The sequence below is a fragment of the Halovulum sp. GXIMD14794 genome, from assembly GCF_054457455.1.
In genome coordinates this window covers 119195-143757 of the sequence record NZ_JBTLNF010000009.1, presented here as the reverse complement: position 1 = coordinate 143757, position 24563 = coordinate 119195, and the positions used below count along the sequence as shown (strand labels likewise).

Annotated in this window: 26 protein-coding genes, 1 tRNA gene and 1 pseudogene; 14 read left to right on the top strand and 14 right to left on the bottom strand. The window is 63.5% G+C overall.

Translation table 11 applies throughout. The annotated features are described in order from the left end of the window. Positions 1-30: 30 nt before the first annotated feature. The 7 genes from ACW9UR_RS21440 (at position 31) to ACW9UR_RS21410 (ending at position 7317) form a co-directional block, all read left to right on the top strand. Complete coding sequence (locus tag ACW9UR_RS21440) at positions 31-912, top strand: 2-dehydro-3-deoxygalactonokinase (RefSeq protein ID WP_458919111.1); 882 nt, start codon at positions 31-33, stop codon at positions 910-912. Between the two features lie 12 nt (positions 913-924). Then, positions 925-1527, top strand: a complete 603-nt coding sequence (locus ACW9UR_RS21435) for a 2-dehydro-3-deoxy-6-phosphogalactonate aldolase (protein WP_458919110.1) — start codon at positions 925-927, stop codon at positions 1525-1527. A 9-nt stretch (positions 1528-1536) separates the two neighbouring features. After that, positions 1537-3438 (top strand): beta-galactosidase, encoded by a 1902-nt coding sequence (locus ACW9UR_RS21430; protein ID WP_458919109.1) that lies wholly within the window; start codon positions 1537-1539, stop codon positions 3436-3438. 77 nt (positions 3439-3515) lie between these two features. After that, the gene (locus ACW9UR_RS21425) at positions 3516-5174 is read left to right on the top strand and encodes an ABC transporter permease (RefSeq protein ID WP_458919108.1); all 1659 of its coding nucleotides are present in this window, start codon (positions 3516-3518) and stop codon (positions 5172-5174) included. Then, positions 5171-5926: a hypothetical protein gene (locus ACW9UR_RS21420; protein ID WP_458919107.1), complete on the top strand. Its 756-nt coding sequence runs from the start codon at positions 5171-5173 to the stop codon at positions 5924-5926. Before ACW9UR_RS21425 ends, ACW9UR_RS21420 begins: the two co-directional genes overlap by 4 nt. Before the next feature lie 18 nt (positions 5927-5944). Beyond that, entirely contained in the window at positions 5945-6808 is an 864-nt protein-coding gene (locus ACW9UR_RS21415; protein ID WP_458919106.1) for an urea carboxylase-associated family protein, read from the top strand. A gap of 35 nt (positions 6809-6843) precedes the next feature. Next, entirely contained in the window at positions 6844-7317 is a 474-nt protein-coding gene (locus ACW9UR_RS21410) for a GNAT family N-acetyltransferase (protein WP_458919105.1), read from the top strand. A 97-nt stretch (positions 7318-7414) separates the two neighbouring features. Here ACW9UR_RS21410 and ACW9UR_RS21405 read toward each other — a convergent pair whose 3' ends face one another. Beyond that, complete coding sequence (locus ACW9UR_RS21405; protein WP_458919104.1) at positions 7415-8434, bottom strand: Fe(3+) ABC transporter substrate-binding protein; 1020 nt, start codon at positions 8432-8434, stop codon at positions 7415-7417. A 156-nt stretch (positions 8435-8590) separates the two neighbouring features. On the opposite strand from ACW9UR_RS21405, the gene ACW9UR_RS21400 reads away from it, so the two are divergent. Beyond that, positions 8591-8666, top strand: a tRNA-Thr gene (locus ACW9UR_RS21400). A 732-nt stretch (positions 8667-9398) separates the two neighbouring features. Here the strand turns inward: ACW9UR_RS21400 and ACW9UR_RS21395 are convergent. Further along, a complete protein-coding gene (locus ACW9UR_RS21395) occupies positions 9399-9710 on the bottom strand; it encodes a hypothetical protein (RefSeq protein ID WP_458919103.1) in 312 nt (103 codons plus the stop codon). A 281-nt stretch (positions 9711-9991) separates the two neighbouring features. Between ACW9UR_RS21395 and ACW9UR_RS21390 the strand changes: the two are divergent. The 3 genes and pseudogenes from ACW9UR_RS21390 to ACW9UR_RS21380 form a co-directional block, all read left to right on the top strand. Further along, positions 9992-10198: pseudogene (locus ACW9UR_RS21390) on the top strand (helix-turn-helix domain-containing protein); the annotation flags it as partial. A 228-nt stretch (positions 10199-10426) separates the two neighbouring features. After that, entirely contained in the window at positions 10427-11692 is a 1266-nt protein-coding gene (locus ACW9UR_RS21385; RefSeq protein WP_458919102.1) for a lipopolysaccharide biosynthesis protein, read from the top strand. Further along, positions 11685-12506 carry a rhamnan synthesis F family protein gene (locus tag ACW9UR_RS21380; protein WP_458919101.1) on the top strand — a complete coding sequence of 274 codons (822 nt, stop codon included), beginning with the start codon at positions 11685-11687 and terminating at the stop codon, positions 12504-12506. The genes ACW9UR_RS21385 and ACW9UR_RS21380 overlap by 8 nt, the downstream gene beginning before the upstream one ends. A 114-nt stretch (positions 12507-12620) precedes the next feature. On the opposite strand, the gene ACW9UR_RS21375 is transcribed toward ACW9UR_RS21380, so the two are convergent. The 6 genes from ACW9UR_RS21375 to ACW9UR_RS21350 form a co-directional block, all read right to left on the bottom strand. Next, complete coding sequence (locus ACW9UR_RS21375) at positions 12621-13733, bottom strand: glycosyltransferase (protein WP_458919100.1); 1113 nt, start codon at positions 13731-13733, stop codon at positions 12621-12623. Positions 13734-13785: 52 nt separating this feature from the next. Beyond that, entirely contained in the window at positions 13786-14364 is a 579-nt protein-coding gene (locus ACW9UR_RS21370; protein WP_458919099.1) for a hypothetical protein, read from the bottom strand. A 374-nt stretch (positions 14365-14738) separates the two neighbouring features. After that, entirely contained in the window at positions 14739-15293 is a 555-nt protein-coding gene (locus ACW9UR_RS21365) for an acyltransferase (RefSeq protein ID WP_458919098.1), read from the bottom strand. Continuing rightward, entirely contained in the window at positions 15290-16495 is a 1206-nt protein-coding gene (locus ACW9UR_RS21360) for a DegT/DnrJ/EryC1/StrS family aminotransferase (protein WP_458919097.1), read from the bottom strand. Before ACW9UR_RS21360 ends, ACW9UR_RS21365 begins: the two co-directional genes overlap by 4 nt. Positions 16496-16741: 246 nt before the next feature. Then, positions 16742-17353 (bottom strand): integrase core domain-containing protein, encoded by a 612-nt coding sequence (locus ACW9UR_RS21355; protein ID WP_458919292.1) that lies wholly within the window; start codon positions 17351-17353, stop codon positions 16742-16744. 168 nt (positions 17354-17521) lie between these two features. Then, positions 17522-17809 carry a transposase gene (locus ACW9UR_RS21350; RefSeq protein WP_458919096.1) on the bottom strand — a complete coding sequence of 96 codons (288 nt, stop codon included), beginning with the start codon at positions 17807-17809 and terminating at the stop codon, positions 17522-17524. On the opposite strand from ACW9UR_RS21350, the gene ACW9UR_RS21345 reads away from it, so the two are divergent. The 3 genes from ACW9UR_RS21345 to ACW9UR_RS21335 are packed head-to-tail and all read left to right on the top strand — an operon-like array spanning position 17792 to position 18913. After that, complete coding sequence (locus ACW9UR_RS21345) at positions 17792-18079, top strand: DUF1330 domain-containing protein (protein WP_458919095.1); 288 nt, start codon at positions 17792-17794, stop codon at positions 18077-18079. The genes ACW9UR_RS21350 and ACW9UR_RS21345 overlap by 18 nt on opposite strands. A 42-nt stretch (positions 18080-18121) precedes the next feature. Beyond that, positions 18122-18712, top strand: a complete 591-nt coding sequence (locus ACW9UR_RS21340; RefSeq protein WP_458919094.1) for an SDR family NAD(P)-dependent oxidoreductase — start codon at positions 18122-18124, stop codon at positions 18710-18712. Positions 18713-18754: 42 nt separating this feature from the next. Next, positions 18755-18913 (top strand): hypothetical protein, encoded by a 159-nt coding sequence (locus tag ACW9UR_RS21335; protein WP_458919092.1) that lies wholly within the window; start codon positions 18755-18757, stop codon positions 18911-18913. Between the two features lie 2 nt (positions 18914-18915). Here ACW9UR_RS21335 and ACW9UR_RS21330 read toward each other — a convergent pair whose 3' ends face one another. Genes ACW9UR_RS21330 through ACW9UR_RS21305 form a run of 6 tightly spaced genes read right to left on the bottom strand, consistent with a single transcriptional unit; the run spans position 18916 to position 24494 of the window. Continuing rightward, entirely contained in the window at positions 18916-19893 is a 978-nt protein-coding gene (locus ACW9UR_RS21330) for an aldo/keto reductase (RefSeq protein ID WP_458919091.1), read from the bottom strand. Position 19894: 1 nt separating this feature from the next. Then, the gene (locus ACW9UR_RS21325; RefSeq protein ID WP_458919090.1) at positions 19895-20665 is read right to left on the bottom strand and encodes an SDR family NAD(P)-dependent oxidoreductase; all 771 of its coding nucleotides are present in this window, start codon (positions 20663-20665) and stop codon (positions 19895-19897) included. Further along, positions 20662-21693 (bottom strand): zinc-binding alcohol dehydrogenase family protein, encoded by a 1032-nt coding sequence (locus ACW9UR_RS21320; protein ID WP_458919089.1) that lies wholly within the window; start codon positions 21691-21693, stop codon positions 20662-20664. The genes ACW9UR_RS21325 and ACW9UR_RS21320 overlap by 4 nt, the downstream gene beginning before the upstream one ends. A gap of 55 nt (positions 21694-21748) precedes the next feature. Next, entirely contained in the window at positions 21749-22660 is a 912-nt protein-coding gene (locus tag ACW9UR_RS21315) for a sugar ABC transporter substrate-binding protein (RefSeq protein WP_458919088.1), read from the bottom strand. 59 nt (positions 22661-22719) lie between these two features. Beyond that, positions 22720-23706 (bottom strand): ABC transporter permease, encoded by a 987-nt coding sequence (locus ACW9UR_RS21310; protein ID WP_458919087.1) that lies wholly within the window; start codon positions 23704-23706, stop codon positions 22720-22722. Then, a complete protein-coding gene (locus tag ACW9UR_RS21305) occupies positions 23703-24494 on the bottom strand; it encodes an ATP-binding cassette domain-containing protein (protein ID WP_458919086.1) in 792 nt (263 codons plus the stop codon). Before ACW9UR_RS21305 ends, ACW9UR_RS21310 begins: the two co-directional genes overlap by 4 nt. Positions 24495-24563: the final 69 nt, after the last annotated feature.

Sequence of the window (24563 nt, the reverse complement as noted above, 5' to 3'; positions counted from 1 at the left end):
TACAACCTTACGAACAAAAAGGAATTTCATATGACCGCCGACTGGATCGCCGTCGATTGGGGCACCTCGAACCTGCGTGCCTGGGCGATGATGGGCGACCGGCCCGTGAAGACTGGCGGCTCGGACAAGGGCATGGGCGCACTGGCGCCCGAGCAATTCGAAGGCGCCCTGCTGGACGTGGTGTCGGACTGGCTGGACGGCCCCACCCCGGTAATTGCCTGCGGCATGGTCGGCGCCCGGCAGGGCTGGATCGAGGCACCCTATCGCCAGGTCCCTTGCACGCCGGTCGATGGCGCCATGGTCAAGGCCCCAGCCACCGATCCGCGCCTTGACGTCCGCATCATCGCGGGCCTGTGCCAGGACCGCCCCGCCGACGTGATGCGCGGCGAGGAGACACAGATCGCCGGGTTCCTGCACCGGACCCCGGATTTCGACGGCGTGCTCTGCTTGCCCGGCACGCATACCAAGTGGGTGCAGATCAGCGCCGGAGAGGTCGTCAGCTTCCGCACCTTCATGACCGGCGAGATGTTCTCGCTGATGGCCAAGCAGTCGGTTCTGCGTCATACGACCGCCGCCGACGGCTGGGATGACGAGACTTTCGCCGAGGCGGTGGATGAGGCTATCGCCAAGCCCGAGATGATCGCCGGGCGTCTGTTCGGCCTTCGCGCCGAAGCGCTGTTGCACGACCTGACGCCCGAGCGCACCCGCGCGCGCCTGTCCGGGCTGCTGATCGGCGCGGAACTTGCTGCGACACGGCCCTACTGGCTGGGCCAGCAGGTCGCACTGATCGGCGCGCCCGGTTTTTCCAAGGCCTATGCCGACGCCCTGCGCCCGCAAGGTATCGAGGCCGCCATGCCCGACACCGACGATATCACGCTGGCCGGCCTGACCGCCGCCCGCGCCCTGATCTGAAGGAGAATTTCCATGAGCCGTCCCCTGATCGCCATCCTCCGCGGCATCACCCCGGCCGAGGCCGAACCTGTCGCCGCCGCGCTGATAGACGCTGGCATCGACCGGATCGAGGTGCCGCTGAATTCTCCGCAACCGTTCGACAGCATCCGCATCATGGCCGAGAAGTTCGGCGACCGCGCGCTGATCGGCGCAGGCACCGTCCTGTCGCCCGAGGATGTCGCAAAGGTGGCGCTGGCAGGCGGCAAGCTGATCGTCTCGCCCAATGCGGACGCCGAGGTGATCGCCGCTACCCGCGCGCAGGGCATGCAGAGCTTTCCCGGCGTGCTGACCCCGACCGAATGCTTCGCCGCGCTGCACGCGGGCGCGCATGGGCTGAAGATCTTTCCCGCCACGCTGCTGGGTATCGAGGGGCTGAAGGCGATCCGCGCCGTGATGCCCGTGGGCACGCCGATCTACATGGTCGGCGGCGTCGGCCCGGACAGCTTTGCCGACTGGATGGCTGCCAGCGCCGACGGCTTCGGACTGGGCAGCGCGCTCTACAAACCCGGCAAGACCGCCGACGAGGTCGGCGCGACTGCCCGCGAGATGGTCGCCGCCTACGATGCCGCGCTCTGAGGGACCTACATGAAACGTCACCTCGGCGTCTGCTACTACCCTGAACACTGGCCCGAGGATATCTGGGCCGAGGACGCCCGCCGCATGGTCGAGACCGGCATCGCCTGGGTCCGCATCGGCGAGTTCGCCTGGTCCCGGATGGAGCCGGAGCCGGGGCGGCTCGACTGGGACTGGCTGGACCGCGCGATAGACACCCTACAAGGCGCGGGCCTCGGGATCGTGCTCGGCACCCCGACCGCCACGCCGCCGCGCTGGATGCTGGACAAGCACCCGGACATGCTGGCCGTCGACGCCGAGGGACGCCCGCGCGGCTTTGGCTCGCGCCGGCACTACTGCTTCAGCCACCAAGGCTACCTGGAGGAAAGCCGCCGCATCGTCACGCTGATGGCCGAGCGCTACGGCCGGCACCCGGGGCTGGTCGCCTGGCAGACGGACAACGAATACGGCTGCCATGACACGATCCTCAGCTATTCGGATGCAGCACGGCGCGCCTTCCGCGACTGGCTGGCGCAGCGCTACCAGTCGGTGGACAGGCTGAACCGCGACTGGGGCAACATCTTCTGGTCGATGGAGTATTCCAGCTTCGACCAGATCGACTTGCCCAACCTCACCGTGACCGAGCCGAACCCAGCGCATGTCATGGCCTTCCGCCGGTTCTCGTCCGACATGGTGGTGCGCTACAACAAGGTGCAGGCTGACGTGCTCAGACAGCACTCGGACGCGCCGCTGGTGCACAACTACATGGGCCGGATCACCGAGTTCGACCATTGGGACGTGGGTTCGGACCTGGATATCGCCAGTTGGGACAGCTACCCGATCGGCTTTCTGTCGGACCGGCTCGAGGCGACGCCCGAGCACAAGGCCGCCTATCTGCGGCAGGGCGATCCGGACATGCAGGCCTTCCACCACGACCTCTATCGCGGGGTGGGCCGTGGCCGCTGGTGGATCATGGAACAGCAGCCCGGCCCGGTGAACTGGGCGCCTTGGAACCCCGCCCCGTTGCCGGGCATGGCGCGGCTGTGGGCGTGGGAAGGGTTTGCTCACGGCGCCGAGGCGGTCAGCTATTTTCGCTGGCGGCAGGCGCCGATGGCGCAGGAGCAGATGCACGCAGGGCTTCTCCGCCCCGACAGCGCCCCTGCCCCCGCACTGGCCGAGGCAGCGCAGGTGGCCGAGGAACTCGCCGCCATGCCCGAGGTCGATCCCGGGCGCGCGCCGGTGGCACTGGTCTTTGACTACCAGTCGGCCTGGGCATGGGACACCCAGCCCCAAGGTGCGGATTTCGACTACTTCCGACTGGCGCTTGCCTTCTACCGCGGGCTGCGCAAGGCAGGGCTGTCGGTGGACATCATTCCGCCGGATACCGCCGACCTCTCGCGCTGGAAGCTGGTATTTGTGCCGGGGCTGATGACCCTGTCCGAGGCTCTGCGCGACGCCATAGCCGCAGCGCAGACGACCGTCGTCGCCGGGCCGCGCACGAACTCCAAGACCCGGGAGTTCTCGATTCCCGTTCCGCTTCCGCCTGCCCTGCCGGGGCTGGACGTGGTCGTGGACCGGGTCGAGAGCCTGCCTCCGGGCTCGCAGGTCCCGCTAGCGGGCGGCGGCGCGTTCGCCCACTGGTTCGAACATCTCGACGGGCCCGCCTCGGTGGTGCAGGCCACAGCCGACGGACGTCCGGCGATGGTCGCGGCAGGCAAACTACGCTACCTCGCCGGCTGGCCGGACGAGGCTGCTCTGGGGCAGATGGTCCGTGCGCTCTGCGAGCAGATTGGCGTACCCACCGAGGACGTCCCCGAGGGCCTGCGACTGCGCGACACCACCACGCACCGCTTCGCTTTCAACTATGCCGCAAACCCGGTGACATGGCAGGGACGCGAGATCGCCCCGGCCGGCGTGGAGTGGTGGCCGCTCTGATCGGCCTGCGGCAGTCAGCCCGGGTTTCCCACCGCCCCCCGGTTCCGCTATAGGGCCGGGGTGGCCGTGGAGGAGCAATGAACGACCGCCTGCTGACCTTTCTAGCCTGGCTTGCCGCCGGTCTCTGCCTGCTGCCCGTGGTGGCGGTGGCGATCGCCGCGGCGACGGGCACCCTGGACGCCTGGCGGTCGCTGGCGGACACGGTGCTGCCGCGCTTCACGCTGACGACATTGGCGCTGGTCGCGATGGTCAGCGCGGGCACCTGCGTGATCGGCACCGGCACCGCCTGGCTGGTCACGACCTGCCGCTTCCCCGGCGCGCGTGTGCTCGAGGTGCTGCTGGCCCTGCCGCTGGCCTTCCCGGCCTACGTGCTGGCCTATGCCTACACCAACCTGCTGGACCATCCCGGCGCGGTGCAGACCTGGCTGCGCGCGGTGACCGGCTGGGGTCCGCGCGACTACTGGTTCCCCGAGATCCGCTCGCTGGGCGGGGCCGCGCTGATGCTTACGCTGGTGCTTTATCCTTACGTCTACCTGCTGGCCCGCGCCGCCTTCCTGCAACAAAGCTTCGGCGGCTACCTGGCCGCGCGCGTACTGGGCCACGGTCCTTGGAGTGCGTTCTTCCGCGTCAGCCTTCCGATGGCACGCCCCGCCATTGCGGGCGGCGTGTTGCTGACGGTGATGGAGACAATCGCCGATTTCGGCACCGTGGCCTATTTCAGCGTGCAGACCTTCGCGACCGGCATCTACCAGGCCTGGTTCGCCTTCGGGGATCGCACAGCCGCCGCTCAACTCGCGCTTTGCCTGCTGGGCGCTGCGCTGTTCCTGGCGACGCTGGAGCGGGTCCAGCGCGGTGCGGCCAAGCGTTACCCGCCGCGCGCGGGCGCGCTGATGACCCCGCAGGACCTCCGCGGCGCCGCAGCATGGGGCGCGACGTTGGCCTGCGCGCTGCCCGTGATCTTCGGCTTCGTCCTGCCGCTGGTGATCCTGGCCGAGATGGCGATCGGCGCGAACCAGTCCCTGTTCTCCGAGCGCTACATGGGCTTCATCCGCAACTCGCTGCTGGTCGCCTCGGTCGCGGCCGTGGTGACGATGGGGGCCGCAGTGCTGATCGGCACCCGCGCACGGCTGCGGCGCACAAGGCTGAACCGGGCGATGACGCTGATTGCGGGGCTCGGCTACGCGGTACCCGGCGGCGTGATCGCGGTCGGCCTGATGGTGCCTTTTGCCGCGTTCGACAACACGCTGGACGCATGGATGCGCGAGACTTTCAATGTCTCGACCGGCCTTCTGCTGACCGGCTCGATCTGGGTCATGGTTCTGGCCTTCATGGTGCGGTTCATGGCCGCCGCGCTGTCGGCCTTCGACACCGGGATCACAACCGTCAATCCGAATATCGATGCGGTCGCCCGCACGCTGGGTCTGACCCCCGGCGGGCTGGTGCGCCGCGTCCACCTGCCGCTGATGAAAACCTCGCTCGTCACCGGCCTGCTGATCGTCTTCGTCGACGTGATGAAGGAACTGCCCGCGACGCTGATCCTGCGGCCCTTCAACTTCGACACGCTGGCGGTGCAGGCTTACCGTCTCGCCGCCGACGAGCGCCTGCAGGAAGCCGCCCTGCCCTCGCTAGTCATCGTCGCCTTTGGCCTGGTGCCGGTTGTGATCCTCTGCCGCACGCTGGCCCGACACGCTGTCGGCCGCAGCTCCGCCGCGATGGCGGCAAGCACCTCGGTATGAGCATGAGGGCGGCGCGGATCGGGGTAAACCTGGCCGTCGCCGTCTTCCTGACCGTGCTGACCCAGTTGGGAGGGGTCGCCTGGCTGGCTGCGAGACTGTTCCCGCGTCCCCTTCTCGCATTCATTGCGCTTTATGCCGGACTGTCGGTTGCCGCACTGTTCGTTGCACCGATGCTGGGCCGGGTCGCTATAACCTGCTGGGCCAGTGGGCCGCTACAGGTACAATCCTGGTTCTACTGCGCGCTGAACCGAACCTACGTAACGCCTGAGTTGCACGTGGTTCTGCTTGATCTGGCCGAAGACACCGAAGCGACCTTTCCGGGCACAGAGACGTTGATGCTGGACGGCGGCTTCCCCTTCGGCAACGGCTTCCCGTTACTGCCGCATCTGTCGCATGACGACGGGCGCAAGGCGGACATCGCGTTCTACTACCGCGATGACAAGGGCTATGTCGCCGGGGCAACGCCCTCGCCCATCGGCTATTTCGCCTTCGAGGACGGCCCGACCGACTGCCCCGACGCGTGGCCGACGATGCGCTGGGACCTGGAACCAGCGCAGCCGCTCTGGCGTGACCTGGATCTTGAGCCTGAGCGCACAGCGTTTGCCCTGCGATGGCTGACGCAGGACCCGCGCGTCGACAAGGTCTTTGTCGAACCTCACCTGAAAACCTCGCTTGGGGTGGACGGGGATAAACTTCGCTTTCAGGGTTGCCGGGCGGCGCGGCATGACGACCATATCCACCTGCAACTCTGACGCCGGAAGGATCACCTGGTGAAACCGACCCACCCCCAGCACCCCGCCCCCGAGGATGCGGAGGCGCGCCGCGCCGTGCAGCCTGTGATCTGCTACCCGGTGGACACGCTGCCCGCGCCGGACCTGGGTGCGATGAACGCGCTCCGGGCCGAGGCGATGCCTGCCGATGTTCACGTCATCCCGCCGCGCGCCGCCGCCTGCGTTCCGGTGCCGAAGGGCAGCTTCTTCCGAATCGTCTCGATCGAGGGGCCGCAGGTGGGCGATCTGAACCTGTGGAACGCGCACGATCTGACCGAACGGTTCTATTCGGGCAAGACGCGGGCGCTGCACGGGACACACCTCTCGACAGGCGACCGGATGTGGTCGAGCTTCCCCGCGATGCGGCCGATGGCGACGATCACCGGGGACACGCTCGATTGGTACGGGTTCGACGCGTTCGGCGGCTCGGTCCATGACGTTATCGGCACGCGCTGCGATCCCTACACCAATCGGCTGCTGAAGGGCGGCGACTACCACCATTGCTGCCACTCGAACCTGACCCGCGCGCTGGCGCAGTACACCAGGCGGCCCACGGCCGAGGTCGAGCCGCTGGTACATGACGTTCTCAACGTCTTCATGTGCACCGGCTTCACCGCCGACACGCACCAGTATTTCATGAAGGCGAGCCCGGTGCGTCCAGGCGATTACCTGGAGTTCTTCGCCGAGATCGACTTGCTGGTGGGCCTCTCCGCCTGCCCCGGCGGCGACTGCGGGGCCGAGCACTCCTCGGACACGGCCGCGTGCCATCCCCTGCAGATCGAGGTGTTCACTCCGCCCGCCGAACGGCTGGAGGGCTACCCTTTCCCCGCACCCAACGCCTACGACCGCAGCCACGGGCTTTGACCCCGGCGCGGTCTCGACCGTCAACGGAACCCGTGATGCCCGCACCGCAGATCACCTTTGCCCGCCTGCCCGAGATCGCGCCCGAGAGAATCCTCGCGCACATGACCGATCCGCGCGTCGCTGAGCACATGCCTCTGCTGACGGGCACGTGGGATCTCGACACCGTAGTACAGTTCGTCGCCGCGAAAGAGGCCTGCTGGAGCCGCGACGGTCTGGGCCACTGGGCCATTCTTGCCGCAGGCGACTACGCCGGCTGGGGCGGCTTCCAGAAAGAGGGCGACGAATGGGACTTCGGTCTGGTCCTGCGCCCGGACCGCTTTGGGCTGGGTCTGAGGATCACGGCGCAGGCGCTTGAGTTTGCACGTCAGGATCCCCGGATCCCGTTCGTCACCTTCCTGCTGCCACCCTCGCGCAGCCGCTTGGGCGCATTTGCACGGATGGGCGCCCGCATCGTGGGCGAGGTCGATCACGCCGGCGCGCGCTTCATGAAGTACCGGCTGGATACCTGAGCACGTCGCCTTGAACGCATGCGGGCGCCCCCGAAGGCGCGCCCGCAAACGTCGACCGGGGAGGTCCCTCAACCCCGGCCGAAACTTCTACCCTGCCTTACGGCCAGCCGATCTCGTTGAAGATCTGCTGCGCTTTGGGCTGGTTCTCGCCCAGCGCCGAGAGGTTCAGATCGTCCTGCCGGAACAGGCCCAGCCGTGCCGGGACTTCGGCCAGCGCGATACCCGGAACGGCCGCGTATTCGTTGTTCTGGTTCGCGAAGAACGCCTGCGCCTCGTCGGTCGCCAGGTACTCCAGGAACTTCACTGCGTTGTCTTTGTTCGGGGCATGGGCGGTCACGCCTGCGGCAGCGACGTTCACGTGCGCGCCGGTGGTCGACTGGTTCGGGAATACCCAACCAATGCGCTCAATATCGTCCGAAACGCCATCCACACCGCCCGCCAGAGCGCGCAGGAAGTAGTAGGTGTTGGCAACAACGATGTCGCACTCGCCGGAGACGATGCCCCGCAGCTGGTCGGTATCGCCGCCCTGCGGATCGCGAGCGAAGTTCTCGACCACGCCGGCAGCCCAGGTTTTCGCGACCTCCTCGCCCTCGTGCTCTATGATCGCGCCCAAGAGCGACTGGTTGTAGATGTTCGACGAGGACCGGATGCAGACCTGGCCTTCGTACTGGTCATCCGCCAGGTCGGCATAGGTCTGCGGCGGGTTCGCCACGTCTTCGCGGTCATAGAAGATGATTCGCGCGCGCTGCGAGAAGCCGAACCAGTGGTTCTCGGGGTGCTGGAGATAGGCCGGGATGCGGTTCTCCAGGTATTCCGACTCGACCGGCTGCAACAGCCCAGCCTCGTCGGCGCGCCAGATCCGCCCCGCGTCCACGGTCAGGAACACATCGGCCGGCGAGTTCTTCCCCTCGGCCTGAAGGCGGGCGATCAGTTCGTCCGCGTCAGCCTCGATCCGGTTGACCGTGATCCCGGTCTGCTCTTCGAAGGACGCGTAGAGCTGGTCGTCGGCGTCGTAGTGGCGCGACGAATAGATGTTCAGCTCACCCTCGGCGGCAGCTTGCGTCGCGGTCAGGATCGTCGAAGCCGCCAGCAGGGCGGCAATACCGGTACGGGTCACGAGTGACTCCCTTGGTTTGCGTTTCCGTTGGCGCAGGGATGCGTGATCTGACTAAATTCGTCAAGATTAAATCCCGACCAAATCCGAAGGTTTTTGTAGGAGCCCCCCGTGCCCCTTGCCCATCGGCCCCCTTCTCGTTATTCAGCGCGGGACCGTGCCGGTCTAGCTCAGCTGGTAGAGCGTCTGATTTGTAATCAGGGGGTCGGGGGTTCGAGTCCCTCGACCGGCACCATAGAAATCAAAGACTTAGGACGAAGATGGGGCCAAATTGGCCTCCTTCTTTTTGCTGTGCAAGCTATTGGTAAGCGCGTACCGCACGAGTCACCTCCCCTACCTTCTGAATCGCGTATATATTAAGGTCTAGGGCTTAGCCGTATTTAGAAGGTCTCAGTCGCGATCGCTGGGAACCAGATGGCCGAGCACAAGTTAAACGAATTTGCTTACAACGCACCCGAGCAGGAACGCTTGAAGAGGATCAAGGCCAAGCCATTGGGTCAGGCAATCCACGAAGGCCTTCCCAAAGTACGCGCCCACGACCAGCTTAAGCAGGTCGAACATAGGCTTCCGATTTCGGAGATTGCCTTACGGAATAAAAAAGCTCTTTCGAATGCTGGAGCCTCATATGTGGACACGGAGTCCCACAGCCGACACTAAACCCCAATAAGTATCGGCCTGCCACTGTATTCTCAGGTAAGCCACATCAACTTGGGGGCACGTCGCCGAATATACCCATATGTACGATCGCAACTGGCGTTGGCAATCAGCATACGCATGTCACAGACCAGCAGACAGAAGCGGAAATGGTCCTTCGCAAAGTCCGTGAAGGGATGGTCCCGCCCTACGGCTGCGGTCATGGCTTGCAAGTCTAAGAGGATGCCGACTTCTACACCTGCGGCCACTAGCTTGCACTTCTGCGATAACAGGGCGTCCGCCCTATCGCTCATCGCCTCTAGTTCGTCGTCATTTACCGCGATGGGACGTTGCTGATTTCCTCCGATACCAGTTGCACCATCTGCCATGAAGTTTCGCTCCACTCACCGCGTCGATATTCGCCCGCCGCTTGGCGGATCAGGAAGAGTTCACGTTCCATCACGCCCCGCGACCTCTGGGTATGCAATTGATTGGACAGGCACCATTTCAGCAACTCGGCCACGACTTCCCGGCATTCGGTTTCAGTCTCTGGCTCTTGCAGCGTGATTAAGTCAGCCTCCGCAGATTGTCTGGGCGTCCATCGGTTCAGCCAGAACTTTGGAAACCGCCTGTAGAACGTCGCCACCTTTGACTTCGCGGAGCGAATACCAAGACCCGGCCACGTCTAGGCAATACTGCGGTTCTAGGGTCAGGGACGTGATCACCTAAACGTGTTGTTTACCGAGGTATGGCCCGCCTTCTGGGAAGACGCGAAAACGGTCTTCTTCCGGAATGTCCACTGGGGCTGAGAACGGCGGTGAGAAAGTCGGCCACGGTGGCGGCGGGATGAGCCTGCTGCGGGCGGCGAAAAGTTGTCCACCCTTGCCCTTCGTTTTTTGACGGAGGGAGGGCGGGAGGATCTTCACCGTGGATTTGTATCGCAAGGTTCGTCTGGCCTGTGCCGAAGCCATGAGCCAGCGAGAAGCGGCCCGGCATTTCGGGATATCTCGTGACAGCGTTCGCAAGATCTTGGCGTTTTCGATCCCACCCGGGTATCGGCAGTCGTCACCGATCCAGCCTCCGAAGTTGGATGGATTCACCGATATCATAGACCAGTGGCTGTCGGCTACACGAACTGGATTCGGTGCTTTGCCAATCTGGTATGATATTGCAGCGGCCGTTATTATTGCGGCCCATTCGCGACATTGATCTTCGTTCGCCATACACGCCATCAAAAGGCATGAGACATCCGATCGCGACTACGCTAGGCAGATGACATGCAACGACAATCATCCCGCTCTTGGGTGCCTTGTGTCCCGATAGGTCCCTCTCACTGCTCCCCAATCCATTTCGTATGAACGAATGCGTCTGGGCAACGGCATAAGATCCATACTTGTAAACGGAACACTGCTTGCCAGTTCCAATTGGGTCGAAATGCTGTGCAGATTTGCCTATGTCTTTGTCATTACGCGGTTTTTGGGGCCCGATGGATACGGCATCTGGACATACGCAACGACCGTGTCGGTATTTGCCCTTAGCGTTTTCTCCTTCGGTCTGGAAAGCGTGGTGCACTACGCATACGGATCTGGCCAAGCCGCTGGCGACAAGCTCACCCGCGGAGCACTTGCATTTCGAATTGCTACTTTGCTCGTCGGCGTTCCGGCGGTGATCGTTTGGAGTCTCCTGACCGTCGCGGATCAAGAGTCCCGCGTCGCTTTGTTGTTTATCACACCGGCAATCCTGGGCAGGGGGCTCGCTCAGCTTGTTAGGAGTGTCTACCTGGCGCGGGAAGATGTCAGGCGCAACATGCCGTACGTGATGGCGTTCCGCGTATTCGAACTCGCATCCGGAACCGTGCTGGTCCTGCTCGGCTTCGACGTGATTACGCTCTTGCTGCTCTACACCGCAACTTGGTGCGCTGAGGCATTCGTCGCGCTCAGGCGGCTGGCCAAGCACTACGGGCTAGCCCCGTACATTCCCGACCGCGCGATTGCCCTGGAGGTTTTCAGACGGAGCCTGCCCATGGCCGGTCTGGTGGCCAGTAACATCTATATAGTCAGCGGACCCATTCTTCACTTCAAGGCGCAATCAGAAGACTTCTCCCAACTCGGGCAACTCGGCTTGGCAATACAGATGGCCACTCTCGTCTCAATGAGCGTCGAGGCATTCCTAGCAGCAGCCGTACCGACACTGATTAAGTCGGACGCGCAAGGCGACAGTCGCGTGGCAATTTACGGACCTTTCGTTGCGCTTTTATCCCTGGGATTGTTCACGACGCTGGCCGGCGTGTTGGCGTATGCCGGCCCGACGCTTATTCAGTTCGTTTTCGGTCCCAGTTTCTCGGCCGCCGGCCATCTTCTCGGAGCTGCAGTGTTTGTCGCTGGCCTCGCCATACTTCCCATGGGTTATCTGCAGTTGCTTGTTGTCCGGGGCCAATACTGGAGCTGCGTCCTCGCAAACGCGGTCGGATGCATCACCATGATCCTGGGCTTCGCCCTCTTGGGGTCCGGCGTACCGGCCACGGCCGCGCTATTGATAGCGGGGCTCGCCTGGACCGCACGTGCTGCAGTTATATTCCTGATCGCGTTCCTTCTTGGTGACAACGGAAAGGCCGTAGGCAATGTCTGAAAGCCATCCTCAACGTTCGAACGACGCGCGGCTCACACTGCTGGTGCAGTTCGATCCGGACGGCGGGTTTCCGCCGCATGTCAGGCTCCATCTCGAAGCGCTCAGACCCCTGTCGAGGAAACTGGTTCTGATCTCCAACTCGCCGATGAATGCCGCGGCGCTCGAGCAGGCCGAAACCCTTTGCGACCGGGTTCTCCTGCGCGACAACATCGGCTGGGACTTTGCCGGCTGGCGCGATGCGTTATCGCACTACAACATGAACGACTGGGACGAGGTTCTCCTGACCAATTCCAGCGTTGTGGGGCCGCTCTATCCGCTGGAACCGATTTTCGACGAGATGGGCGGCCGCCCCTGCGATTTCTGGGGAATGGTGGCCTCGCGGCGGCACGCCACGCATATTCAGAGCTATTTCATCGCGTTCAAGTCCCGCGTGATCAGATCCAGCGCCTGGGACGATTTCTGGGCGAGCGTCGAAGATATTTCCGACAAAGACGAAGTCATTCGCAGGTATGAAACGCACCTGACGCGGCATTTTTCGAAACAACACTTCGCCTTCGAGACGTACATCCCCTTTGCGAGATTTCCCAGCTCAATTCGGATTTTACGCCTGCGTGCCTTAGGGGACCGCCGAGTGCCGTTCAGCATCAACTATTTCAACCGTTCTGTGCATGATTACGAACGGCTGATTGAAATGGGAATGCCGTATCTGAAAGCATCATTACTATGGGGCAAAGATACAGTCAGGTTCTCGGGGTTGCAAAAAGTCACCGAATTGACGCAGGGCTACTTCGATTTCTCGAAACTCGATAAGTGACAGGCATGCCCCTTGCATTGGAAAAGGCTGGGGAACGCCGTGTTTTGCAATCAACGCGATTGCCCGTCGTATCTAGGCACCGTCATCATTCTGTGCCGCCTCCAAATCACGGCACTAAAAAATTTCAGCCGCCAAACTTCGGCCCACGGACATGACCGACAGCGGTTCGGCCGCCTCGGCATGAAACGGCAATGGCTTCCCGGCAACATCGGACACCAGACCGCTAATGGCGGCCACCAATGCTTCGGGCGACGCGGGCGTGACGGTCCGCACCGCTTCCGGCTGCGCGCCCAGAAGCGTTTCGAGATCCGTTGAGTCGCGCGTCACCAGAGGCATGCCGGATGAAAGGATCTGGTAGACCTTGTTAGGTATGACCCGGCCCGCCTTCGCCGTGTCGCCGAAAATGCCCAGGCAGACGTCCGCGTCGTGGATGTGCCCGACCAGCTCGGAATAGTCGACCCAAGGCAACCAGGTTACGTTGGTCAGGGACAAGTGGTCAATCAGCGCCCGGACACGCGCCTCGGTCTGGCCGCGTCCGATCAGGGTGAAATGCATCCCGGCGGCCGAGGGCAGGGCCGCGGCCCGGATGATCGTCTCGATGCCGTGCAGGGGAATGAACTGGCCATAAAACAGGACCCGGACCGGGTCGTGCGGCGTGTAAACACGGGGCGCCACGGGCGGAAACCTGTCGGTTTCTACCCCAACAGGGAACCACCCCACCCGCTCCGGGGCGAGATCGAATTCGTCAACCAGATAGCGCGCGTGGCTTGGCGTATCCATCAGCACGCGAGTGGCGCACTTCATGGCGCGGCGCTCACCCCACCGGATGACGCGGGCAGCCAGGCTTTCGCGGGACACCAGCTCGCGATCCTCGACAATCGTGTCGTAGGCCGAAATGAACACGTCCCAGACAACCGGAACGCGCCGCAGCCGCGCAAAGGGCCAGAGAACCATCACGTCGAGATGCCCCGGGTAGCAGACCAGAACGGCGTCGGGCCTTTCGCTTCTCAGAAAACGCCACACGAGGCGCGGATAGGACAGCAGTATCCGACCGACCAGACGCAGCCTGGCCCCCGGCCCGGAGAGCGCGGTTTTGTCCTCGATGCCCTCCCAGACGGAAGCAACTATGCGCTCGACCGACACACCCGCGGCGCGCAACCCCGCTTCGGCAATCCGGACCCTCGGTTTTCCGAAATCCGCGTGGCCCCAGATCAGAACACTTTTCAAAAGCTCTCAAATCCCCCTAGAGCACGCGACCATTTCTTGCGGAATAAGAAGTTCAGCCTTCTGCCCCAAAGACCCGCTGGGTCATCTCGGCAAACTGGCGAACGCTTTCGACACCTTTTTCTTCCTCTTCTCTCAGAAGGCCTTCGACTAGGTGCATCGTCGATTTGGCGTGCGCGATGTCGTCAATCCCGTAGGCGACACCGAATTTCGCGAGGGGTAATGCTTTAATCCATTCCTCACGTGATGAATATTGACCGGGAACCACGACGCTCACGCAGCCGCACAGGGCCGCATAAACCGAATAGAATGTTGCCTCGTCATACGAGTAGAAAACCTCGGACTCGTTGAAGATGCGAGCGACTTCTCGGTGGTTCAGGCCGTCGATCTTCTTCCCTCCCGACGTCTCCGGAAGCCTTGGTTTGTCCCCACCTTTTCGGACGATGTAGCAGGCGCCGGAGCGCGTCGGTGCATTTTCGTTCCTATAGACCGGGTCTCGGGTCCAGACAAACAACGGCTGCGCGCCACCAGTCAGTTCCAAGCGGTCGAACATCGGATTAGCGCAAAAGAACATCTCGTCTTTTGCAAAGGTCTCAGCGGCTCTTGCAGTAGGCTGAAAAAGAAGCCACCTCACGACATTTCTAGATCTTAGCGGATTCCCCTCTATAGATTCCGGATATATCACGATTGGATCAAAATCAAATATTCGTGGGGCTGCAATCGGAGTGTTCCAAGTGTGATTTGTCTTGTCCCTGCCGCGCAACCATAATCCAGGTGCTATCGCTGCATCTCGAACTTTCTGAAGTAGCGGCTTTCTAGAGAGACGATCCCAATGCCACAAATAGGCCCTGTAACCCAATTGGTTCAACGTATGCACAAGAAGATGCAGAACGATGCTTCCGCCACTCTCAGGATCGTACCTGGGCGCATAGACGACGTACTCCTTGTTATTTTCAGTTTGCATTTTGGAATTCGTGAGGCTGCGGTTCGAAAGGTATCATTGCTCGGTCAAAGTAAATTTTCCATAGTGGCGCATTTTCTGGAGCGGTCAGCGAAGCGCCGAACCGGCGTACCCGCATAGATCGACCATTCGTCCAGATCTCCTTTGACCAGCGATGCGGCTCCGATGCAGGCGCCGTCGCCGATGGTCACACCGGGCAGGATGATCGTGCCTGCTCCGACGATGACATGCCGTCCCAGTGTCACGTCCGCCGTTGTCACATCCTTAAGATGCGCCGGAACGGTCGGATTGGTCAGGCTTTCGCCCGAGTAGTCATCGGTAGACGAGAATACGAGGCAGCGAGGCGACAGCCCGCTGAAGTCGCCGATCGAGACACACCCTGAACCGGAAAGCGCACATCCCGAACCGATGTGGACATGACTGCCGATCTTTAGCCCGGCGCAGGTGATCACTGCAAAGGGATCGATGCGCACATTCCGCCCCATCTCGATCCGCGCGAAATCGACGATCACGGCGGTCCGGTGGATCAGGATGTTCCGGATCTCGGCGTCTTCTACGCCGAAATCCGCAAGTTCCTGACCGGAAAGGAAATCAGCGTTCAAACCACATGACATCGCTTCGACCCTGTTGCGTGTGTTGCCTTCAGACTCGTCAGGGTCGCAGAATACAGATCATGCCGTCGCTCTTGCGTCATGAAAGATCGGACCGGCAGCACGATGGCACGTTGCGACAAAGCCTGAGCGTTCGGGCAATCTGATACGGATTCCATACCGCGGCACGCGCCAAGGCTGGGAAAGTAGTAGCGCCGCAGGTCCACCCCACGGGCGAGCATCTGCGACTGGAATTCGGTGACCATGCGTTCGGACGACAGGATGATGGGAAATACCTGCCAGGGGGACAGAGACGGATCGCGGCAGAAAACGATGTCCGGCAATTCCGCGAACGTGTCGATCCATTCGCGCGCCATCGTTTGTCGTGCCCGAACCCGCTGCGGCATCGTCCGTGCCACGGCAAGCCCGATGGCCGCACCGACCTCGGACAATTTTCCGTTGATGCCCCAGAACGGTTTCGCGGACGTGCCATCGGCCGTGTGTGACGCCAGACCAAAGTTCATCGCCGAACGCAGCGCAGTTTCCATCCGAGCAGCGGCGAATACCGCGCCGCCCTCGCCAATACCAAACGGTTTCGTGGCGTGAAGCGAAAACACCTCGGCGACATGCTCGGCGACGACCGGAGTTTTTGCGGACGCTCGGTCAATTCCAAGGCCTGCGGCGTTGTCTATGATCAGATAGGCACCAGCCGCTGCGCAGACTTCGGCGTGTTCCGAGAAGTTGCACCTAATGCCGTAGGGCGCCACCAGCAAGGCGGCGCGGGCTTGCGTCACACGAAGCGCATCCGCCAGTCTTTCCGGCGATACGAGCCCGGTATCCGCCTCGACGTCGACAATAACGGGTTCGCAACCAGCCGCGAGGATCGCACAGGCACTGGCCTGAAACGTGAAGGCTGGACAGAGGACCTTTCCGCGAAGGCGTCTCGCAACGAGGCAAGCGGTGAGACCAGCGGTCGCGCTTGAGGCGGACACGACGACTTCTCCGGGCTGGCCATATTCCTGAAAGAGCGTCGTTTCGAACTCGCGGCAAATCGGCCCGAAATTCGAATGCCAGTTTCCATCTTTGTGGGCATCTAGAAACGGTGTCCATTCCTCGTGGCCCGGCAACTCGGGCCAGACACACCGCAGGGGCAACCCATCCTCTTCCAGAGGGTGGCTTGTGTCGTTGGCACCATTTTCAAACTGCTCGGCCATCGTGGTCAAATCCTTCTCGGACTACACACCGAAATCAAGGGCTAGTCTCTTTGTCATTTGCAGTCCCATCCAACATCTGCCGCGCCCGCTTCTTCTGCAGCAGCCACCAAGTGCCAGTGCGCTGCCCCCATCGGGTGGTCCGGTTTGATTGTTAGTGCATCGTGGGCTGGACTTCACCCCGTCTCTGGTCCGGGCCTCATGCGACCTTTCGGGCTGGTTTTAGTTGGGCCGCAAAGGCGCTCGGCGTCAAGTTCCCGAGCGCGGAATGGGTGTCAACGGCGGAGCAAAATCCGGCCACGGGGCGGAGCAAAAGTCAGCCAGTCTGTGTCTAGCCCCTGTCTCCGGGCCACTGATCAGGGGTTTCTCCAATAAGGTATCCGAGACCGGCGGACGCATATCGAGCGCTTGATGGGGTCGGGTTTGGTTATACTGCCTGAGCCAGTGATCGATGGCGATCTGTGCCTGCTTCGTTGTCGTGAACCGCTCCGCATTGAGAACTTCCCGGCGCAGTGTGCCATTGAACCGCTCGTTGTATCCGTTCTCCCAGGGCGACCCCGGGTAGATGGGTATCGGCAAGATGCCAACGCGTCGAGGCCAGTCCTCCATTGCTTCGGCGGCGAATTCAGGTCCGTTATCTGACCGGATGCACTCTGGGGTGCCGCGCCTCAGGATGAGTGGAAAGAGCGCTTCGAGAACGTCCTCGGCTCCTATCATGGTGCGTGCTGTCACCGCCAGTGCCTGTCGCGTGAACTCGTCCAGCACCGTGAGCATCTTGTTGCGACGGCCATTGCTGAGCTTGTCGTGCATGACGTCGATGGCCCAGACATGGTTCGGATGTGTGGGCCTAAGGCGGACGATCGAGCTGTCCTTGTGATAGAGTCGCTTGCGCTAGCGCATCGTCGTCTCTCTCCGCCGGGCGGTATCGCAGGGATCTCCGCGCCAGGCCGATCACCCGGCATGTCCGTCGCTCGGACGTCGCGAGCTACTGGCGTGTGTGAATGACGGCCTGACGAAGCTCCTCTGTGGTCAGGCCCGGGGCTTTAGGTGGTTGAGGCTGTCCTTAAGAGTGAGCTTGCCGAGTTCGAGGTCCGCCACGATCTTCTTCAGCCGGGCGTTCTCCTTCTCCAGGCTCGTCAGCTCTGACAACTGCGCGCGTCCCATCCCGCCGAAACGTTTCCGCGAACTGTGGTACGTCGCATCGCTGATCCCGTAACTGCAGCAGGCCGAGGCCACATCGCCCCCAGCAGACAGCTTCAATTCGATCTCACGCAGTAGTTTCCGTACGTCTTCGTCTGAGTGACGCTTCCTGGCCATGCCCAATCCCCCTCTCGCTGCCAATGTAACGGCCCAGTTTTAAGGGGGGAAGGACAGCATGGCGGCAAATACCTGGCGCGGACGGCCACGCACGAACAACTGGAGCGCGTGGAGACCAATGCCGCGTTGCGCATCGTGATCGAGTGGCCCTCGCGCGATGCCGCTGTCGCGTTCATGAACGATCCTGACTACGTTCCTCACCTGAAGGCCCACGCTGCCGGGTCCGAGAGCTTCCATTTCCTGATCGAGGGGAAGGACGACCTCGCCTGACGCAGCTGAGGGCGAACGCGCGGACGAAAATTGAAATGAACCATGATGGCGAAGACCATCCTCATCACAGGCGCGACGGACGGCATCGGTCTGGAACCCGCCAAGCTGCTGGCCGCGGACAGCCACCACCTGTTGTTGCACGGGCGCAACCCGGACAAGCTGGCGAGCGCTGAACGGGCGGTAGCCGCGCGCAGTGCGGCAGCGGTCGAGACCTTTGCCGCCGATCTGTCCCGACTGGAGGACGTCCGCGCCCTGGCGAAAGCCGTTCGGGCGAATCACGCGAACTTGGATGTCCTGATCAACAATGCAGGCGTCTATCGCATCCCCCAGCCCATTGCCGAGAACGGCCAGGACCTGCGCTTTGTGGTCAACACGGTCGCCCCTTACCTTCTGACGCACCTGCTGCTGCCGCTGCTGGGCGACGGAAGCCGGGTGGTGAACCTGTCCTCTGCGGCGCAGGGCACCGTGGATCTCGCGGCGCTGGCCGGGCGCAGGCGCGTCTCGGACATGGAAGCCTATGCCCAGAGCAAGCTGGCGCTGACCATGTGGTCGCAGCAGATGGGCGCCGGCAAGGGGCCGGTCATGATCGCGGTCAATCCCGGCTCTTTGCTGGCGACCAAGATGGTGAAGTAAGGCTTCGGCGTCGCGGGCTCGGATATCGGGATCGGCGCGGACGTGGTGGTCCGCGCGGCAACCTCCGAGGCCTTCGCCAAGGCCTCGGGCTGCTATTTCGACAATGACGCGCAGCGCTTCGCCGACCCGCACCCCGACGCGCTGAACCCGGCCAAGGTCACGGCCGTCGTCGGCGTGATCGAGGAACTGGCGGGTCTCTGACCTCAGCCCGCCGCGGCGATGCGTTCGATCGCGCCTCGGTCCACCGGTGCCGCGAACGCCGCCGCGTTGCGGTCAAGCGAGCGCGATTTGCCGGTGCCGATCAGGATCGAGGCGACCTGCGCGAACCCCTTGCCGAACTGCAGCGCGGCGGTGGCGAGCGGGATCCCCTCGGCTTCGGCCTGCGCCTGCATCCGGCGCACCCGGTCGAGTATCTCGTCCGAGGCGGGCGCGTAATCGTAGGTCGCCCCGTCGACCGCGCCCGTCGCGAGAATCCCCGAGTTGAACACACCGCCCAGGACTAGGCTGGTGCCCGCTTCGGCGCAGAGCGGCAGGAATTCGGTTTCAGACGCGCGGTCCAGAAGCGAGAGCCGCCCGGCCAGCAGGATCACATCGAGAGAGGCATGTTTCATCACCTCGACGCAGACGGCGGTTTCGTTGATGCCCAGCCCGAAGGCGCGGATGCGGCCCTGCTGCTTCAGCTTTTGCAGACGCTCCAGCCCACTGCCCAGAAGCGCTTCCATGTGCGGAGCGTTTCCCTCGGGCCCATGCGTGTACTCACCGATGTCGTGGACGTAGACGATATCAACCGTCGAGATGCCCAGCCGCTCGCAACTCTGCTCGAATGCGGCTTCGATCCCGTCGCCGGAGTAGTCGTAGCGCACGTCGTTGGGCAGCGGGTCGACGAACCCGTCAGCCTCGGCCAGTTGCGCGCCCGGTGACAGCAGCCGCCCGACCTTGGTCGAGACCACGAAGTCGCTGCGGTTTCGCCCCTTGAGAAAGGCTCCCAACCGCGCTTCGGACAAGCCGCGACCATAATGCGGGGCGGTGTCGAAATATCGGATGCCGTGTTGCCAGGCGCGCTCCAGCACAGCCTGGGCGTCAGTGTCTTCAACACGGGTGTAGAGGTTTCCGAGGCTCGCGCAGCCAAAAGACAATTCCGTCACGCGCAGATCGGTCCGGCCAACGGGTCTGGTCTCCATCTCAGAAGCCCGTCGCGCCGCCACCGTCGACCAGCAGCACCTGGCCGTTGACATAGTTCGCCGCCGGTGAAGCCAGGAAGGCGCAGGCCCAGCCGATGTCCTCGGGCTGGCCAAGGCGGTTCATCGGGATCCGCCCAAGGATCTTCTGCTGGCGCGGAATGTCGCCCTTGGTGGCCTTGCGGTAGAGGTCGGTGTCGATCCAGCCGGGGGCCACGCCATTGATGCGGATGCCGCGCGCGGCGAACTCGGCCGCGAGCCCGCGGATCACACCATTGATGGCGGTCTTCGAGATCGTGTAGCCCGAGACCATCGGCTGGCCGATATAGGCCGTCATTGACGAGATGAACTGTACCGAGCCCTCACGCTCTTCGGCCAGCAGGCGGCGGATGACCTGGCGGCTGAGTTCCAGAGCGCCGCGCACGTGGACGTCGAAGACCTGGTCGAACTCGCCGATGGACTGGTCCTCGAACGGCTTCTTCAGCGTGTTGCCCGCATTGTTCACCAGCAGGTCGATGGGGCCGACACGCTCGGCCAGCGCTTCTTCGAAGCGAGGGATCGACGAGAGGTCGGTAATGTCCAGCTCGGCGGTCTTGCAGCCTTTGCCGATCTCGGCCGAGGCCTCGTCCAGCACGTCCTTGCGACGGCCAGCGATGACGACGTTGGCCCCGCTTTGGGCAAGGCAGGTCGCGATCGCCTTGCCGATCCCCGAGCCGCCGCCCGTTACCAGCGCCGTGCGGCCGTTCAGGCCGTAGATGTCGTCCAGCTTGCTCATGCCCCTGCCTCGTCGAATTCGATCATGACCTTGAAGGTCGCGTCGCGGTTTGCGGTCCAGTAGTCGAAGGCACCCTCGGCCTCGCCCCAGGCGAAGGTCTTCGAGATCAGTCTTTCAGCCACATCCGGATGCGCGGTCAGATAGGCGATCACCGCTTCGAAATCGGTGCGCGTCGCATTACGCGAGCCGAAGATGTCCAGCTCCTTCAGGTTGAACTTCGAGGTGTCATAGCTGACCTCGGCCTTGGCGTATCCGATATAGACCACCCGCCCCGAGAAGGCGGCGAGGTCGATGGACTGGCGGAAGGTCTCGGGGCGGCCCACGGCCTCGATCACCACGTCCGCGCCATCGCTGTCCGTCAGGCGTTCGATGGCGGCGGGCAGGTCTTCACTCATCGGGTTGATGACCTCCGAGACGCCGAGCGCCAGCAGCAGCTCGCGCTTGGTTTCCGAGACCTCGCTGACGATAACCGTCGCGCCGCGCGCCAGGGCACCGAGGATCGCGCCGACGCCGATCATGCCTCCGCCCAGGACCAGCACCCGTTCCTTGGCAGCGACGCTGCCGCGCGCCACTGCGTGGAAGCCGACCGAGAGCGGCTCGACCAGCGCCAGCTGCGCTGCGGGCAGCGCCTCGTTCACGATCAGCCGGTCGGCGGGTAGCACGATTTGGTCGCGCAGGCCGCCGTCCTGCTGGACGCCCAGCGTACGATTGTACCGGCAGGCATTGACCCGGCCCGCCCGGCAAGACGTGCAGGTGCCGCAGGTCGTGTAGGGAATGACGATCACCGGTTTGCCGACCGTCAGCGAAGGCGCTACGCCTTCGCCTGTCGCGGCGATCACGCCACCAATCTCGTGGCCCGGGATCCGGGGCAGCTCGACCAGCGGGTTAAGGCCGGAGAACGTGTTCAGGTCCGTTCCGCAGAGCCCTACATGGTGGACGTCGACCAGCACCTCGCCCGGCCCGGGAGATTGCTCCTCGATCTGGCGGAACTCGGCGTGGCCGACCCGGTCTATCACGAGCGTTTTCATGGTGCTGGCTTTCTATTTAGGTGGCCGGGCGAACCTGTCGCCCGGCCGTTTCGGTTTACTTGAACTCGGCGACGTTGTCGGCGGTGATCAGGATGCCGTCGATCGGCACCACCTCCGGCGCGTCCTCGCCGTTGATGATGTTGACCAGGTTCTGCACGGCCTCGGCACCCATGCGGGTGTTGTCCTGCTTGATGGTCGCGTCCTGCTCGCCCTCTTCGATCGCGACGAGGTTCGCCGGGTTGCCGTCGAAGCCGACGATCACCAGCTCGTCCAGCTTGCCGAGTGCCTTGGCGGCGGACACGGCGGCCAGCGCGCCCGGATCCCAAGCCGAGAAGATCGCCGTGATGTCCGGGTTCGACTGCAGGAAGTTGGTCGTTGTCTCGAAGGCGCAGGCATCCTGCCAGTCGCAGATCTGGAAGATGACCTCGTGGCCCGCGGCCTCGGCGGCGGTCTTCACGCCATCCCGCCGCGCGTTGCCGGTCTGGTGCCCCGCCGAGCCGCCCAGGATCAGTACCGAGCCGCCGTCGATCTGGCCGACGATGTACTCGCCCGCGATCCCCGCAGCGGCAAGGTTGTCGGTCTGCACGAGGCTGGAGATATGCGAGTGGTCGATGCCGGTGTCGACGGCGACCACGGGGATACCCTTCTCGGCCGCCTGGTCGAGCGAGGCGTCGAAGGCGCGGTTGTCGACCGAGCCGATGATGATCCCGTCCACGCCCATGTCGATGGCGCGGTCCACGGCATCCTTCTGCGCCGCGCTGTCGGGCGACGAGGCGGTCATGTCGATGAACTCGACACCCAGCTCGCCCGCCTTGGCGGCGGCGGCCTCGGCCACACCGATCCAGAACGTGTTGTCGGTCGAGAAGCCGGTGTACGCGATACGCATGTCCTGCGCCTGCGCCAGTCCGCCCATCGCCGTTGCCATGCCCGCGGCGGCAAGCGTCAGCTTGATCCCCTTGAATGCCATTGTTGCAGTCCTCCCTAGATGATCCGCCCTTTACCCGGCGGGGTTGTGAATTCCGTTTCTCAGCGCGTTCGCCGCCGCCAGACGTCCCAGTAGACGGCGGCGATGATGATGATCCCGATGGCGATGCGCTGGTACGAGGTGCCGACGCCCATGTAGGACAGGCCCACGGTAATGGTCTGCATGATCATCATGCCGATCAGCGTCTTGCCGACGCCGCCGCGGCCGCCGAACAGGCTGGTCCCGCCGATGACCACCGCCGCGATGGCGAAAAGCTCGTAGCTCTGCCCACGCGAGGGCATGGCGAAGTTCAGCTTGGCGACCTCGACCATCGCCGCGAGCCCGGCCAGCAGGCCGCCGAGCATGTAGTAGTAGATCCGGCTCTTCGCGACCGGCACCCCCGAGAGGCGCGCGACCTCTTCATTGCCGCCGATGGCGAAGGCGCGGCTGCCGAGGCGGGTCTTGGTCAGGAACAGGCCGGTCAGCAGCGCGACGCCGAACATGATCAGCATCGGCACCAGGTAGCCAGAGCCGAGGAACTGGAACGCGTCGGGAAAGCGCGACAGGTCACGTCCGCTGGCCAGGATCTCGGCCACACCCTTGTAGGCGGTGAGCCCGCCAAGCGTCACGATGAAGGCCGGCACCCCGGTCAGCACCTGTATCGTGCCGTTGAGCGCGCCCAAGCCCGCCCCGATGCCGAGGCCGAGGATCACGCAAAGCCAGACCGGCAGCTCGTACTCGGCCAGGAAGATCCCGACCGCCACACCGACCACCGCGAAGATCGAACCGACCGACAGATCCAGCCCGCCCGAGATCAGGACGATCGTCGTTCCGCAGGCCAGAATCGCCAGGATTGAGGCCTGACCGAAGATCGACAGCACCGTATCGAAGCTGCGGAACGGCGGCGAGAGGATGAAGAACACGAGGTAGATCACCACCAGCGCGGCGATGACCTGCCAGATCTGCATCAGCTCGTGCTTGAGCACCGCCCAGTTGCCGGTGCTGCCGCCCGGTGTCGACACCGCGCTGCTGCTGTCCTGCGCGCTCATGCCTGCGCTCCCCTGGCGTCCGCCTCGGTCGCACCGGTGATCAGCCCGACCAGTGTGTCACCGTCGACATCGGCCACGTCGCGGACGGCAGCCAGACGGCCGAGCCGCAGCACCATCACGCGGTCGCAGTAGTTCAGGACGTGCTGCATGTTGTGGGTAATCATGATGACCGACAGCCCGTGGTCCTTCAGCGAGCGGACCAGGTCCATCGCCATCTTGCTTTCACGCACGCCCAGCGCTGCGGTCGGCTCGTCTAGGATCGCGATGCGCTTGCCGAACATCACCGTCTTGGATAGCGCCACCGCCTGCCGCTGCCCGCCCGAGAACGCCTGTGCGTCGCGGTAGATGTCGGCGATACGGATATCGAGCTTGCCGAACAACGCGCGGATCTCGGCATCCATCTTGCGGAAGTCCAAGACGCCGAAGAACCGGCCCAGCCAGTCGTCGCGCAGGATCTCGCGCCCCAGAAACACGTTCTTCGTGATGGATATCTCGTTCACCAGCGCCAGGTCCTGGTAGACCGTTTCGATCCCCGCCCCCTTGGCGGCGCTGGGGCTGTCGATATGAGCTTCCTGTCCGTCGATGCGGATATCGCCCGATGTCTTGGGGATCGCACCGGTCAGCGCCTTGATCAGCGTCGATTTGCCCGCGCCGTTGTCGCCGACGATGGCCAGAACCTCGCCCTCGTAGAGCGTCAGGTCCACGTCATCCAGCGCGACGATGCCGCCGTAGTGCTTCGAGACGCCGCGCGCCTCCATGATCGGCCTTCGGCCCTGAGCTTCCGCCATGCGTGTCGACTTCCCCCCTTGCGCCCTCTTGCGGGGCGGTTCGTGCGAGCGCGCGTTCTCCCGCGATCT

Coding starts and splice junctions, on each gene's coding strand:
- ACW9UR_RS21425 (WP_458919108.1), top strand. CDS start 3,516: ATGAACGACCGCCTGCTGACCTTTCTAGCCTGGCTTGCCGCCGGTCTC.
- ACW9UR_RS21360 (WP_458919097.1), bottom strand. CDS start 16,495: ATGGCCGAGCAGTTTGAAAATGGTGCCAACGACACAAGCCACCCTCTG.
- ACW9UR_RS21435 (WP_458919110.1), top strand. CDS start 925: ATGAGCCGTCCCCTGATCGCCATCCTCCGCGGCATCACCCCGGCCGAG.
- ACW9UR_RS21320 (WP_458919089.1), bottom strand. CDS start 21,693: ATGAAAACGCTCGTGATAGACCGGGTCGGCCACGCCGAGTTCCGCCAG.
- ACW9UR_RS21340 (WP_458919094.1), top strand. CDS start 18,122: ATGATGGCGAAGACCATCCTCATCACAGGCGCGACGGACGGCATCGGT.
- ACW9UR_RS21430 (WP_458919109.1), top strand. CDS start 1,537: ATGAAACGTCACCTCGGCGTCTGCTACTACCCTGAACACTGGCCCGAG.
- ACW9UR_RS21305 (WP_458919086.1), bottom strand. CDS start 24,494: ATGGCGGAAGCTCAGGGCCGAAGGCCGATCATGGAGGCGCGCGGCGTC.
- ACW9UR_RS21420 (WP_458919107.1), top strand. CDS start 5,171: ATGAGCATGAGGGCGGCGCGGATCGGGGTAAACCTGGCCGTCGCCGTC.
- ACW9UR_RS21330 (WP_458919091.1), bottom strand. CDS start 19,893: ATGGAGACCAGACCCGTTGGCCGGACCGATCTGCGCGTGACGGAATTG.
- ACW9UR_RS21350 (WP_458919096.1), bottom strand. CDS start 17,809: ATGGCCAGGAAGCGTCACTCAGACGAAGACGTACGGAAACTACTGCGT.
- ACW9UR_RS21310 (WP_458919087.1), bottom strand. CDS start 23,706: ATGAGCGCGCAGGACAGCAGCAGCGCGGTGTCGACACCGGGCGGCAGC.
- ACW9UR_RS21410 (WP_458919105.1), top strand. CDS start 6,844: ATGCCCGCACCGCAGATCACCTTTGCCCGCCTGCCCGAGATCGCGCCC.
- ACW9UR_RS21315 (WP_458919088.1), bottom strand. CDS start 22,660: ATGGCATTCAAGGGGATCAAGCTGACGCTTGCCGCCGCGGGCATGGCA.
- ACW9UR_RS21440 (WP_458919111.1), top strand. CDS start 31: ATGACCGCCGACTGGATCGCCGTCGATTGGGGCACCTCGAACCTGCGT.
- ACW9UR_RS21385 (WP_458919102.1), top strand. CDS start 10,427: ATGCGTCTGGGCAACGGCATAAGATCCATACTTGTAAACGGAACACTG.
- ACW9UR_RS21325 (WP_458919090.1), bottom strand. CDS start 20,665: ATGAGCAAGCTGGACGACATCTACGGCCTGAACGGCCGCACGGCGCTG.
- ACW9UR_RS21380 (WP_458919101.1), top strand. CDS start 11,685: ATGTCTGAAAGCCATCCTCAACGTTCGAACGACGCGCGGCTCACACTG.